This window comes from Streptomyces sp. NPDC048353, assembly GCF_055587165.1.
Map to the genome: position 1 here is coordinate 58,187 of NZ_JBVJGU010000001.1, position 12,997 is coordinate 71,183.

General features: G+C 71.6%; 10 protein-coding genes. 9 read left to right on the top strand and 1 reads right to left on the bottom strand.

What is annotated here, in order from left to right:
• Positions 1-2 precede the first annotated feature (2 nt).
• From ACZ6RC_RS00240 to ACZ6RC_RS00250, 3 genes are all read left to right on the top strand, one after another.
• Positions 3-2,372 carry a HelD family protein gene (locus ACZ6RC_RS00240; RefSeq protein WP_469578279.1) on the top strand — a complete coding sequence of 790 codons (2,370 nt, stop codon included), beginning with the start codon at positions 3-5 and terminating at the stop codon, positions 2,370-2,372.
• A gap of 423 nt (positions 2,373-2,795) precedes the next feature.
• Positions 2,796-4,223, top strand: coding sequence for an NAD-dependent malic enzyme (locus ACZ6RC_RS00245; RefSeq protein ID WP_391146395.1), 1,428 nt, complete (start codon positions 2,796-2,798; stop codon positions 4,221-4,223).
• A gap of 484 nt (positions 4,224-4,707) precedes the next feature.
• Positions 4,708-4,989: an HU family DNA-binding protein gene (locus ACZ6RC_RS00250; protein WP_017237029.1), complete on the top strand. Its 282-nt coding sequence runs from the start codon at positions 4,708-4,710 to the stop codon at positions 4,987-4,989.
• Positions 4,990-5,113: 124 nt separating this feature from the next.
• On the opposite strand, the gene murA is transcribed toward ACZ6RC_RS00250, so the two are convergent.
• On the bottom strand, positions 5,114-6,454 hold the full coding sequence (gene murA, locus ACZ6RC_RS00255) for a UDP-N-acetylglucosamine 1-carboxyvinyltransferase (RefSeq protein WP_391146391.1): 1,341 nt from the start codon (positions 6,452-6,454) through the stop codon (positions 5,114-5,116).
• Positions 6,455-6,707: 253 nt separating this feature from the next.
• On the opposite strand from murA, the gene ACZ6RC_RS00260 reads away from it, so the two are divergent.
• From ACZ6RC_RS00260 to ACZ6RC_RS00285, 6 genes are all read left to right on the top strand, one after another.
• On the top strand, positions 6,708-7,268 hold the full coding sequence (locus ACZ6RC_RS00260) for a YqgE/AlgH family protein (RefSeq protein ID WP_391146389.1): 561 nt from the start codon (positions 6,708-6,710) through the stop codon (positions 7,266-7,268).
• Between the two features lie 29 nt (positions 7,269-7,297).
• Entirely contained in the window at positions 7,298-7,597 is a 300-nt protein-coding gene (locus tag ACZ6RC_RS00265) for a DUF3039 domain-containing protein (RefSeq protein ID WP_391146387.1), read from the top strand.
• A 209-nt stretch (positions 7,598-7,806) separates the two neighbouring features.
• Complete coding sequence (locus tag ACZ6RC_RS00270; protein WP_453614093.1) at positions 7,807-9,114, top strand: extracellular solute-binding protein; 1,308 nt, start codon at positions 7,807-7,809, stop codon at positions 9,112-9,114.
• 215 nt (positions 9,115-9,329) lie between these two features.
• Positions 9,330-10,232 (top strand): carbohydrate ABC transporter permease, encoded by a 903-nt coding sequence (locus ACZ6RC_RS00275; protein WP_469579387.1) that lies wholly within the window; start codon positions 9,330-9,332, stop codon positions 10,230-10,232.
• A complete protein-coding gene (locus ACZ6RC_RS00280) occupies positions 10,229-11,068 on the top strand; it encodes a carbohydrate ABC transporter permease (protein WP_469578286.1) in 840 nt (279 codons plus the stop codon). The genes ACZ6RC_RS00275 and ACZ6RC_RS00280 overlap by 4 nt, the downstream gene beginning before the upstream one ends.
• Before the next feature lie 71 nt (positions 11,069-11,139).
• On the top strand, positions 11,140-12,846 hold the full coding sequence (locus tag ACZ6RC_RS00285) for a beta-N-acetylhexosaminidase (RefSeq protein WP_469578288.1): 1,707 nt from the start codon (positions 11,140-11,142) through the stop codon (positions 12,844-12,846).
• The last annotated feature ends 151 nt before the right edge of the window (positions 12,847-12,997 follow it).

Consider the following 12,997-nt stretch of genomic DNA (forward strand, 5'->3'; position numbering starts at 1 on the left):
CGGTGGCCGCGCAGGAAGCCGTCGGTGTGGTCGACACGGTCCGGGACCGCGAGATCGGCGTCGAGCAGCAACATCTGGACCAGGTCTACCGCCGCCTCGAGGAGAAGATCCACGAGGCGGAGTTCCTGATGAAGGACGCCGCCCAGCGCGGCCAGGTCGGCACGCCCGGCGCACTGGCCGAGCGGGACGCCCAGGTCTTCCGGGCCGGCATCCACCTCAACCGGCTCAACAACGAGTTCGAGGACTTCCTCTTCGGCCGGATCGACCTGCTGTACGGCAAGGACGGCAAGAAGGGCCCGGACGGCGCGTACACCTCGGTCGAACCGGCCGAGGACGCCGTGCGGCCGGACAACACCGCCGAGATCGGCGAGACGCTCCACATCGGCCGGATCGGCGTCCTCGACTCCGACTACGCCCCGCTGGTCATCGACTGGCGCGCGCCCGCCGCCGCCCCGTTCTACCGCTCCACCCCGGTCGACCCCGGCCGGGTGGTGCGCCGCCGGGTCATCCGCTCCAAGGGCCGCAAGGTCCTCGGCGTCGAGGACGACCTGATGCGCCCCGAGCTGACGGCGACCCTCGACGGGCGCGAGCTGCCCGTGATCGGCGACGGTGCCCTGATGGCCGCGCTCGGCCAGGCCCGCAGCCACACCATGCGCGACATCGTCTCCTCGATCCAGGCCGAACAGGACCTGGTCATCCGCGCGCCCGCCGCCTCCGTGACGTACGTCGAGGGCGGTCCGGGCACCGGCAAGACGGCGGTCGCCCTGCACCGGGCGGCCTACCTGCTCTACCAGGACCGGCGGCGGTACGCGGGCGGCATCCTCATCGTCTCCCCGACCCCGCTGCTCGTCTCGTACACCGAAGGCGTGCTGCCCTCCCTCGGCGAGGAGGGCCAGGTCGCGATCCGCGCGCTCGGCTCGCTGGTCGACGGCGTGGAGGCCACCGTCTACGACGAACCGGCCGTCGCCCGCGTCAAGGGCTCCTCCCGCATGCTCGCCGTCCTGCGCAAGGCCGCCCGCGGCGCCCTGGAGTCCCCGGCGCCGAAGGCCGCGCCCGCGGACCCGGCCGGTCAGCTCTCGTTCGGCGAGGACGAGGAGGACACCGCCCCCGCCCCCGCCGCCACCCCCACCCGGCTGCGCGTCGTCGCCTTCGGCCGCCGCCTCGAACTGGAGGCGGACGAACTCCAGCGGATCCGGCACAACGTCCTCGGCGGCTCGGCGCCCGTCAACCTGCTGCGGCCCCGCGCCCGCCGGCTGCTGCTCGACGCGCTGTACGCCAAGTCCGGCGCCGTCGGTCGGCACAGCGACCCCGAACTCGCGGCGGAGCTGCGCTCCTCCTTCGACGAGGACGTCTCCACCGAGGACTCCTTCCTCGCCTTCCTCGACGCCTGGTGGCCCGAGCTGACTCCCCGCCGGGTCCTGGAGGCGATGGCCGACGAGAAGCGCCTGAGCCGCTGGGCCCGCCGCGTCCTCAACCAGGGCGAGATCCGGCGCGTCGCCCGGTCCCTGCGCCGCGACGGCCTCTCCGTGCACGACGTGGCCCTCCTCGACGAGCTGCACACCCTCCTCGGCGCCCCGGCCCGGCCCCGCAGGAAGCGGGAGTACGACCCGCTGGACCAGCTGACGGGCCTGGAGGAGCTGATGCCCGTACGCGAGGAGACGCAGCGCGAGCGGGCCGAGCGGCTCGCGGCGGAGCGCACCGAGTACGCGCACGTCATCGTCGACGAGGCGCAGGACCTCACCCCGATGCAGTGGCGGATGGTGGGCCGGCGCGGCCGGCACGCCACCTGGACGGTCGTCGGCGACCCGGCGCAGTCGTCCTGGTCGACGCCGGACGAGGCCGCCGAGGCCCGGGACGAGGCGCTCGGCAGCCGTCCGCGCCGCCGCTTCGAGCTGACCGTGAACTACCGCAACCCGGCCGAGATCGCCGATCTCGCCGCCAAGGTCCTCGCCCTCGCCATGCCCGGCAAGGAGTCGCCCCGCGCGGTCCGCTCCACCGGCGTGGAGCCCCGTTTCGTGGCCGTGGCGGACAAGGCGGAGATGGCCGGGACCGTACGGGAGGAGGCGCGGCGCCTGCTCGACCGGGTGGACGGCACGGTCGGCGTCGTCGTCGCCATGAACCGGCGCGAGCAGGCCGCCCGCTGGCTGGCGGGCCTGGGCGACCGGGTGGTGGCGCTGGGCTCCCTGGAGGCCAAGGGGCTGGAGTACGACGCCACGGTGGTCGTCTCGCCCGCGGAGATCGCGGACGAGTCCCCGGCCGGGCTGCGGGTGCTCTACGTGGCGCTGACCCGGGCCACCCAGCAGCTGACGGTGATCTCGGGAGACCGGGACGCGCCGGACGCGGCGGGCGTCCCCGACCTGCTCAGGGAGTGAGCGCGGGCCTCCCCGGGAGGTGACCGACCGTGTGCTCGAAGGGTTGTTTTCAAGTCAACCCGCGCGGGAGGAATCACTTACCAGGGTGGTTTGTTAGCCTTGGTCGTGGCACCGGCTCGATCCAAGCCCCCGGGCCCAACCTTCGTCCCTCAGAGGGACCACTTGCCGCGAGGCGAGCATGGCGGGTCGGTGCCACTTACACCTCTTCGTGCGTACGTACGAAGTTGAGGCCCCTGTCACCTGTGGTGACGGGGGCCTCTTCTGTTTCCCGCAGGGTTCTCGTATGGTGGAAACTACTTTCCGAAAACAAAATGACCGCATTACCTGCTACCGGCAGGTAGGTGCGACCATCGGAGGGCGCCGCCGGGCAACCAGCCGGGGCGGCGTAGCAACGAAGCTCAGGGAAAGCAGAGGAACTCGGCCATGGCAACGGCGCCCAGCGTCTCGTACTCGATGACGGTCCGGCTGGAGGTTCCCGCGAGCGGAACCGCGGTCTCCCAGCTCACCACGGCCGTGGAGTCCCACGGCGGTTCGGTCACCGGCCTCGACGTGACCGCCTCCGGCCACGAGAAGCTCCGGATCGACGTCACCATCGCCGCTACCTCCACCGCGCACGCCGACGAGATCGTCGCCCAGCTGCGCACCATCGAGGGCGTCACCCTCGGCAAGGTCTCCGACCGTACGTTCCTGATGCACCTCGGCGGCAAGATCGAGATGGCGTCCAAGCACCCCATCCGCAACCGCGACGACCTCTCCATGATCTACACCCCCGGCGTCGCCCGGGTCTGCATGGCGATCGCCGAGAACCCCGAGGACGCCCGCCGCCTCACCATCAAGCGCAACTCCGTCGCGGTCGTGACGGACGGCTCCGCCGTCCTCGGCCTCGGCAACATCGGCCCCAAGGCGGCGCTGCCCGTCATGGAGGGCAAGGCGGCCCTCTTCAAGCGCTTCGCCGGCATCGACGCCTGGCCGCTCTGCCTGGACACCCAGGACACCGACGCCATCGTCGAGATCGTCAAGGCGATCGCACCGGGCTTCGCCGGCATCAACCTGGAGGACATCTCCGCACCCCGCTGCTTCGAGATCGAGGCACGGCTGCGCGAGGCCCTCGACATCCCCGTCTTCCACGACGACCAGCACGGCACCGCGATCGTCGTCCTCGCCTCCCTCACCAACGCCCTGCGCGTGGTGGGCAAGAGCATCGGTGACGTACGGGTCGTCATGTCCGGCGCCGGCGCGGCCGGTACGGCCATCCTGAAGCTGCTCATCGCGGCGGGCGTCAAGCACGCCGTCGTCGCCGACATCCACGGCGTCGTGCACGCCGGCCGGCCCGACCTCGTCGAGGCCCACCCGGACTCGCCGCTGCGCTGGATCGCCGACAACACCAACCCCGAGGGCGTCACCGGCACCCTCAAGGAGGCCGTCGTCGGCGCGGACGTCTTCATCGGCGTCTCGGCCCCGAACGTCCTCGGCGCGGACGACGTCGCCGCCATGGCGAAGGACTCCATCGTGTTCGCGCTCGCGAACCCGGACCCCGAGGTCGACCCGGCGATCGCCCGCCAGACGGCGGCCGTCGTGGCCACCGGCCGCTCGGACTTCCCCAACCAGATCAACAACGTGCTGGTCTTCCCCGGCGTGTTCCGCGGGCTGCTGGACGCGCAGTCCCGCACCGTCAACACCGACATGATGCTCGCCGCCGCCGCGGCCCTCGCCGACGTCGTCACCGACGACGAGCTGAACGCGAACTACATCATCCCCTCGGTCTTCAACGACAAGGTCGCCGGCGCGGTCGCGGGCGCCGTCCGCACCGCCGCCAAGGCGGCCGGCGGCCCCGGCGACGGCGCCGTCTGAGAACGCCGGCCGGGCCCTGGGGTTCCCCTGCGGGCCCGGTCCGCCGCGCGAGGCCGTGACAGGCCCGCGCAGCGGCCCCACGGCGGCCGTCACGGACCGCGGCGGGGACCGGCGACGGCCCCGCGGCGGCCGGTACGCCCGCCGAGACCCGGCGGACACCTCCGCCCGGGCTACGGCGCGTCGCGAGTCGCCGCGTCGTAAACCCGCCTTTAGGGTGGCTGTTCGGCTCCAAAGAGTCTCGGCGGAGTCGACGGAACGTCACCATGCCGGTGGCAGTGGCGCTTTTCGTGTGACCCCAGGGGGTGCCGGATTGGCGTTCCCGCCGCTGGTGGGGGCAGGATGCCTATTCGGGCGCGAGGGTCTGTCAGCAGACCCGGGTCCGGGGACTGTCCGAGGGCCCTGGCAGCATCGGCTTCGCTGTGCCCAATGTGCGGCTCCGCCGCGTGGCACGCCTCAACAGCAAGAAGAACACGGGAGTAACAACATGAACCGCAGTGAGCTGGTGGCCGCCCTGGCCGACCGCGCCGAGGTGACCCGCAAGGACGCCGACGCCGTGCTGGCCGCTCTTGCCGAGACCGTCGGCGAGGTCGTCGCCAAGGGCGACGAGAAGGTCACCATCCCCGGCTTCCTGACCTTCGAGCGCACCCACCGTGCCGCTCGCACCGCGCGCAACCCGCAGACCGGCGACCCGATCAACATTCCGGCCGGCTACAGCGTGAAGGTCTCCGCGGGCTCGAAGCTCAAGGAAGCCGCCAAGGGCAAGTAAGCCACGAGGGCCTCGTCCGCCGCCGCAGGGTGGCGGACGAACGGCCCCAGCAGCCTCAGGGCAGCAGGAAGGGCGGTCACCCTGTCAGGGGGTGGCCGCCCTTCCGTTCGTCCGTCTGCGGGCGCTACACCAGCGCGCTGCCCGGCAGCTCGACCTTGGCCCCCAGCTCCACGAGCTTCTGCATGAAGTTCTCGTAGCCGCGGTTGATCAGGTCGATGCCGTGGACCCGGGAGGTCCCCTGGGCCGCGAGGGCCGCGATCAGGTACGAGAAGCCGCCGCGCAGGTCCGGGATGACGAGGTCCGCGCCCTGGAGCTTCGTCGGGCCGGACACGACCGCCGAATGGAGGAAGTTGCGCTGGCCGAAGCGGCAGTCCGAGCCGCCCAGGCACTCGCGGTACAGCTGGATGTGGGCGCCCATCTGGTTCAGCGCCGACGTGAAGCCGAGCCGGGACTCGTAGACCGTCTCGTGGACGATGGAGAGGCCGGCGGCCTGCGTCAGGGCCACCACCAGCGGCTGCTGCCAGTCGGTCTGGAAACCGGGGTGCACGTCCGTCTCCAGGGCGATCGCGTTCAGCGAGCCGCCCGGGTGCCAGAAGCGGATGCCCTCGTCGTCGATCTCGAACGCGCCACCCACCTTCCGGTAGGTGTTCAGGAACGTCATCATCGAGCGCTGCTGGGCACCGCGCACGTAGATGTTGCCCTCGGTCGCCAGCGCCGCCGACGCCCAGGAGGCCGCCTCCAGGCGGTCCGGGAGCGCCCGGTGGGTGTAGCCGTCGAGGCGGTCGACACCGGTGATCCGGATGGTCCGGTCGGTGTCCATCGAGATGATGGCGCCCATCTTCTGCAGGACGCAGATCAGGTCCTCGATCTCCGGCTCCACGGCGGCGTTGGAGAGCTCCGTCACGCCCTCCGCGAGCACGGCCGTGAGCAGCACCTGCTCCGTCGAGCCGACCGAGGGGTACGGCAGCCGGATCTTGGTGCCGCGCAGCCGCTGCGGGGCCTCCAGGTACTGGCCGTCCGCCCGCTTCTCGATGGTCGCGCCGAACTGGCGCAGCACGTCGAAGTGGAAGTCGATCGGCCGGCCGCCGATGTCGCAGCCGCCCAGGCCCGGGATGAAGGCGTGGCCGAGGCGGTGCAGCAGGGGGCCGCAGAAGAGGATCGGGATGCGCGACGAACCGGCGTGGGCGTCGATGTCGGCCACGTTGGCGGACTCGACGTGCGTCGGGTCGAGGATGAGCTCGCCCGGCTCGTCGCCGGGGCGGACCGTCACACCGTGCAACTGGAGCAGCCCGCGCACCACGCGGACGTCACGGATGTCGGGCACGTTGCGCAGCCGGCTCGGCCCGCTGCCGAGGAGAGCGGCGACCATCGCCTTGGGCACGAGGTTCTTCGCGCCGCGGACGCGGATCTCGCCCTCCAGCGGGGTTCCGCCGTGGACAAGCAGTACATCGTCTGTGCCGGTCATGAATCTCGCGTTCCGGAGTCGTCGGGCAGGGGGCCAGGGAAAAGGGTAAGGGGGCGGAGGCCCCTTGACGGCAGTCCGGAGGGGCCCGGCAGATGTAATGAATTCGGCACAACACCCTCTGTTCATATGATCTTGCGGAGTGTCACCGTCCGGTTGTGTTCCCGGACCGCGCCCTCATCCGTCCTGAACTGCGTCGCCGTCCATCGGTCCCGAGTGCCCCCACGAACGGCGAAGATGCGGGATCATGTGTCGCATGACCGAGGTGTCCTCGCTCACAGGGCGGCTGCTCGTCGCCACCCCCGCCCTGGCCGACCCGAATTTCGACCGCGCGGTGGTGCTCCTCCTCGACCACGACGACGAGGGCTCCCTCGGCGTTGTCCTGAACAGGCCCACGCCCGTCACGGTCGGTGACATCCTGCAGCCGTGGGCCGAGCTGGCCGGCGAGCCGGGAGTCGTCTTCCAGGGCGGTCCCGTCTCCCTCGACGCGGCCCTCGGACTCGCGGTGATCCCCGGCGACGAGGGCCCCCTCGGCTGGCGCCGGGTGCACGGCGCCATCGGCCTGGTCGACCTGGAGACCCCGCCCGAGCTGCTGGGCCCCGCGCTGGGAGCGCTGCGGATCTTCGCCGGGTACGCCGGCTGGGGCCCGGGGCAGCTGGAGGTCGAACTGGGCGACGGCGCGTGGTACGTCGTCGAATCCGAACCGGGCGACGTCTCCTCCCCGCGCCCCGAGGGCCTGTGGCGCGAGGTCCTGCGCCGCCAGCGGGGCGACCTGGCGATGGTGGCGACGTACCCGGACGATCCCTCACTCAACTGAGCCCGGCGGTTTTCAGTACCCTGGTGGCCATGAGCACTCTCGAGCCCGAGCGCGGGGCAGGTACGGGAACCCTCGTCGAGCCGACGCCGCAGGTGTCCCACGGTGACGGCGACCACGAGCGCTACGCCCATTACGTCCAGAAGGACAAGATCATGGCGAGCGCCCTCGACGGCACTCCCGTGGTGGCGCTGTGCGGAAAGGTCTGGGTACCGGGGCGCGACCCCAAGAAGTACCCGGTCTGTCCGATGTGCAAGGAGATCTACGAGTCCATGGGCCCCGGCGGGGACAAGGACAAGGGTGGCAAGGGCGGCAAGGGCGGCGACAAGTAGCTCGCCCCCGTCCGCGGGGACGGCCCCCGGTGCGCGTACTTCGGTGCGCGGACCGGGGGCCGTTTCGCGTTGCACGGGGTGCTTCCGCCGGTCACAGAGTGGTTGAGACCACTTGTCGGCGCGCGTTCCTCGCCCCTAACCTCTCGCGTGTTGTGCAGCACGAAACGCCCGTTGCGCATGCTGCAACGCCGATTGGTGGGAGCCCCCGTATGAAGCTTTCTGCCCGTATCGCCGCCCCGGTCACCGCCCTCGTCCTGGCCGGCCTCACCGCCACCGCCTGCGCCCCGCAGACCTCCGACGGCAAGGCCGCGACGGACGAGAAGAGCGGCACCCTCCGCGTCTGGCTCTTCCAGGAGGTCAACAACAAGCCGAAGGAGCAGGTCGTCGACGCGGCCGTCGCGGCCTTCGAGAAGCGGCACCAGGGCGCGGACGTGGAGGTCGAGTACATCCCCGTCGACACGCGGGCGCAGCGCATCAAGGCCGCCTTCAACGACCCGAAGTCCGCCCCCGACCTCATCGAGTACGGCAACACCGACACCGCCGGCTATGTGAAGGACGGCGGACTGGCCGACATCAGCGCCGAGTTCGGCGCCTGGGCCGAGGCCAAGGACACCGACCCCACCGCCGCCGCCTCCGTCACGGTGGACGGCAAGGTCTACGGCGCCCCGCTCTTCGTCGGCGTCCGCGCCCTCTACTACCGCACCGACGTCTTCCGGGAGCTCGGCCTCACCGCCCCCAAGTCCCAGGCCGAACTGATCTCGACCGCCAAGAAGATCCGCAAGGCGAAGCCCGGGCTCTACGGCATCGCCGTCGGCGGCGCCTACACCTACGGCGCCATGCCCTTCCTGTGGGCCCACGGCGGCGAACTCGCCACGGAGAACGGCGGGACGTACACCTCCGCCGTCAACGGCGAGGCCGCCCGCAAGGGCATCACCGCCTACACCTCGCTCTTCGGCGACGACAACTGCCCGGCCGCCAAGTGCGCCCAGATGGGCGGCAACGCCACCGTCACCGCCTTCGCCTCCGGCAAGGCCGCCATGGCGATCGGCGGCGACTTCAGCCACGCCGCCGTCGAGGCCGGGACCGTCAAGGGCGCGTACGCCGTCGTCCCCCTGCCGGGCGTCACCCCGGGCTCCATCGCCCCGGCGTTCGCGGGCGGCAACAACCTCGGCGTGCTGAAGAGCAGCGAGCACCGCACGCTCGCCGTCGACCTGATGAAGTCCCTCGCCGGCAAGGAGACCCAGGGCAGGCTCTTCGACGCGATGGGCTTCCTGCCGACCTACACCGACGTCCGGGCGGAGGCGGCGCGCAAGCAGCCCTTCGTGAAGCCCTTCATCGACACCCTCGGCGCGGGCGCCAGGTTCGTCCCGGCCTCCGCGGGCTGGGGGCAGATCGACGCCTCGCTGGTGCTGCCGACGATGTTCCAGGAGGTCGTCAGCGGCCGCAAGGACGTGCGGACCGCCTCCGACGACGCCGCGAAGAAGATGGACGCCGCCTTCGCCGCAGCGGGCCGATGACGATGGCGTCCGCGAACGGCACGGAGACGGGCGGCACGGAGACCGGCGATACGGAGAGGGGCGATACGGAGAGGGGCGGTACGGAGACGGGCGGCAGGCGAGCCCGCGGTGACGAGGGGGGTGTGACGAAGACGGGCGCGGCGGGCGGCCCCGCCGCGGCCCCCGGCGTCGTCCCCGGCCCCCGCGAGGGCGGCGGCCCGGCGGCCCGGACTGCGGTGCGGGGGAGGGGCGCCCCAAGCCGGCACGGCTCCGGCTGGACGCCCTGGCTCTACCTCCTGCCCGCGCTCGTCGTCCTCGGCGGGCTGCTGCTCTACCCCATCTACCAACTGGGGCTGATCTCCTTCCTGGAGTACACCCAGGCCCAGGTCAGCGGCGGCGAGCCGACCTCCTTCCAGGGGTTCGGCAACTACACCGCCCTCTTCTCCGACCCCCAGTTCCGGCAGGTCCTCCTCGCCACCGTCCTGTTCGCCGCCGCCTGCGTCGTCACCACGCTCGCCGTCGGCTGCGCGCTCGCGGTGCTCCTCACCCGCGTACGGGCCGTGCCCCGGCTCGCCCTCATGCTGGCCGCGCTCGGCGCCTGGGCCACCCCCGCCGTCACCGGCTCCACCGTCTGGGTCTTCCTCTTCGACGCCGACTACGGACCCGTCAACCGCGTCCTCGGCCTCGGCGACTTCTCCTGGACGTACGGGCGTTACAGCGCCTTCGCGCTGGTCCTCTTCGAGGTCGTCTGGTGCTCGTTCCCGTTCGTGATGGTGACGGTCTACGCGGGCATCAAGGCCATCCCGTCCGAGGTCCTGGAGGCCGCCGCCCTCGACGGCGCCTCGCAGTGGCGGATCTGGCGCTCGGTCACCGCGCCGATGCTCCGGCCCATCCTGGTCGTCGTCACGATCCAGTCGATCATCTGGGACTTCAAGGTCTTCACCCAGATCTACGTGATGACGGGCGGCGGCGGCATCGCCGGGCAGAACCTCGTCCTCAACGTGTACGCCTACCAGAAGGCGTTCGCCTCGTCCCAGTACAGCCTGGGCGCGGCGATCGGCGTCGTCATGCTGCTGATCCTGCTGGCCGTGACGCTGGTCTACCTCCGACTGCTGCGCCGTCAGGGAGAAGAGCTGTGAGCGCGTTCCGTATCCGCCGCCCCGGGCGGCTCGCCGCCGAGGCGTGCGCCCTCCTCGTCGCGGCCGCGGTCGCCTTCCCGCTGTACTGGATGGTCCTCTCCGCCTTCAAGCCGGCCGGCGAGATCCAGTCGGCCGAACCGCGGCCGTGGACCCTGGCCCCGTCCCTCGACTCCTTCCGGCGGGTCTTCGAACAGCAGGAATTCGGCCGCTACTTCCTCAACTCGCTGATCGTCGCCGGTACCGTCGTCCTCGCCTCCGCGCTCATCGCCTTCCTGGCGGCGACCGCCGTCACCCGCTTCCGGTTCCGCTTCCGGACCACCCTGCTGATCATGTTCCTGATCGCCCAGATGGTGCCGATCGAGGCGCTGACGATCCCGCTCTTCTTCCTGATGCGGGACTTCGGCCAGCTCAACACCCTGGGCTCGCTGATCCTGCCGCACATCGCCTTCTCGCTGCCCTTCGCGATCTGGATGCTGCGCGGCTTCGTCAAGGCGGTCCCGGAGGCGCTGGAGGAACAGGCCCAGATCGACGGCGCGAGCCGGACCCGGTTCCTTTGGCAGATCCTGTTCCCGCTGGTCTTCCCGGGGCTTGTGGCCACGAGCGTCTTCTCGTTCATCTCCACCTGGAACGACTTCCTGTTCGCGAAGTCGTTCCTCATCAGCGACACCTCGCAGTCCACCCTGCCGATGGCGCTGCTGGTCTTCTTCAAGCCCGACGAGAACGACTGGGGCGGGATCATGGCCGGCTCGACCGTGATGACGATCCCGGTGCTCGTCTTCTTCGTACTCGTCCAGCGCCGCCTGGTCTCGGGGCTCGGCGGCGCGGTGAAGGACTGACAAGCCCCCGCCCCCGTCCGCCGTACACCCCGGGCCCCGCCCCCCGGTTCCCGTTCCGAAAGGCCGATGCCATGCGTGACGACGACCACCACGAGCCGCTCATCCCCGCGCCCAGGACGGTCGAGACCCTGGGGGACGCCCCCGGACGCCTCGCGCTGGACGCGGACACCACGCTCGACGCCGGGCCGGGGACCGAGGGCGCCGCCCGGTGGCTGCGGTCCTCCCTCGGCGCGGCCACCGGACTGCCGTTCGCCGCCGGTGACGGGCCGCGCGCCGTACGGCTGCGGATCAGCGCCGAGATCGAGCGCGCCGAAGGCCCGGAGGCGTACCGGCTGTCCACCGACGGCTCCGTCGAGGACGTCACCGTCCTGATCGAGGGCGGCGGCCCCGCCGGCGTGTTCTGGGGGGTCCAGACGCTCCGTCAGCTGCTCGGCCCCGACGCGTACCGCAAGGCGCCCGTCCGCCCGGCCGACCGCGGCTGGGACCTCCCGCCGCTCACCGTCACCGACGCCCCCCGCTTCGCGTGGCGCGGGTTCATGCTCGACGTGGCACGGCACTTCATGCCCAAGGACGACGTCCTGCGCCAGCTCGACCTCCTCGCCGCGCACAAGCTGAACGTCTTCCACTTCCACCTCACCGACGACCAGGGATGGCGCCTGGAGATCGAGCGGTACCCCCGGCTCACCGAGGTCGGCGCCTGGCGGGCCCGGACGAAGTGGGGCCACCGCGCCTCGCCGCTGTGGAACGAGACCCCGCACGGCGGCTACTACACCCACGACGACATCCGCGAGATCGTCGCCTACGGCGCCGAACGGCACATCACGGTCGTCCCCGAGATCGACGTCCCCGGCCACTCCCAGGCCGCCATCGCCGCCTACCCCGAACTGGGGAACAGCGACGTCGTCGACACCGCCGCCCTGACCGTCTGGGACACCTGGGGCGTCAACCCGAACGTCCTCGCCCCCACCGACACCGTCCTGCGCTTCTACGAGGGCGTCCTCGAGGAGGTCCTCGACCTCTTCCCGTCCACCTTCGTCCACCTGGGCGGCGACGAGTGCCCCAAGGAGCAGTGGCGGCGGTCGGCCACCGCCCAGGCCCGGATCAAAGAGCTGGGCTTGGCCGACGAGGACGCCCTGCAGGCCTGGTTCGTCCGCCACTTCGACCGCTGGCTCGCCGACCGCGGCCGCCGCCTCATCGGCTGGGACGAGATCCTGGAAGGCGGAAGCCTCGGCCGCGCGGCGGGGCCCGGAGGGCCAGGACCGGGCCTCTCGCCCGGCGCCGCCGTCTCCTCCTGGCGCGGCTACGCCGGCGGGATCGCGGCCGCCGAGGCCGGCCACGACGTCGTCATGTGCCCCGAGCAGCAGGTGTACCTGGACCACCGTCAGGCCCCGGGCGAGGACGAACCGATGCCCATCGGCTACGTACGGACCCTGGAGGACGTCTACCGCTTCGATCCCGTGCCCCCCGCCCTCTCGCCCGAGGCGGCCGCCCGGGTCATCGGCGCCCAGGCGAACGCCTGGACCGAGGTCATGGAGAACCGGTCCCGCGTCGACTACCAGGTCTTCCCGCGCCTCGCCGCCTTCGCCGAGGTCGCCTGGTCGACGCTCCCCGCACCCGCCGAACGGGACTTCGCCGATTTCGAACGCCGGATGACCGCCCACTACCGGCGCCTGGACGCCCTCGGCGTCGACTACCGGCCGCCCGCCGGCCCCGCGCCCTGGCAGCGGCGCCCGGGAGTGGCGGGCCGCCCCCTCGACGGAGCGCCCCCGATCGTGTGAGGCACCTCGCTCCCCGACGTCACCCAAGAGCGGCAAAACGGAAGTTACCGCCGCTCGCGGGACGTCCTGGACGGAACCAGCCTTCGCGGACCCTCGCGCCGGACGGCCCGGAAGATGTGCCAGAGTTGCCACGTCCAGGCTGTGAGCACGT

What these genes read in the sequence shown, in the direction of transcription:
- ACZ6RC_RS00250 (WP_017237029.1), top strand. Translation starts at nt 4,708, where the DNA reads ATGAACCGCAGTGAGCTGGTGGCCGCCCTGGCCGACCGCGCCGAGGTG.
- ACZ6RC_RS00265 (WP_391146387.1), top strand. Translation starts at nt 7,298, where the DNA reads ATGAGCACTCTCGAGCCCGAGCGCGGGGCAGGTACGGGAACCCTCGTC.
- ACZ6RC_RS00285 (WP_469578288.1), top strand. Translation starts at nt 11,140, where the DNA reads ATGCGTGACGACGACCACCACGAGCCGCTCATCCCCGCGCCCAGGACG.
- ACZ6RC_RS00245 (WP_391146395.1), top strand. Translation starts at nt 2,796, where the DNA reads ATGGCAACGGCGCCCAGCGTCTCGTACTCGATGACGGTCCGGCTGGAG.
- ACZ6RC_RS00260 (WP_391146389.1), top strand. Translation starts at nt 6,708, where the DNA reads ATGACCGAGGTGTCCTCGCTCACAGGGCGGCTGCTCGTCGCCACCCCC.
- ACZ6RC_RS00270 (WP_453614093.1), top strand. Translation starts at nt 7,807, where the DNA reads ATGAAGCTTTCTGCCCGTATCGCCGCCCCGGTCACCGCCCTCGTCCTG.
- murA (WP_391146391.1), bottom strand. Translation starts at nt 6,454, where the DNA reads ATGACCGGCACAGACGATGTACTGCTTGTCCACGGCGGAACCCCGCTG.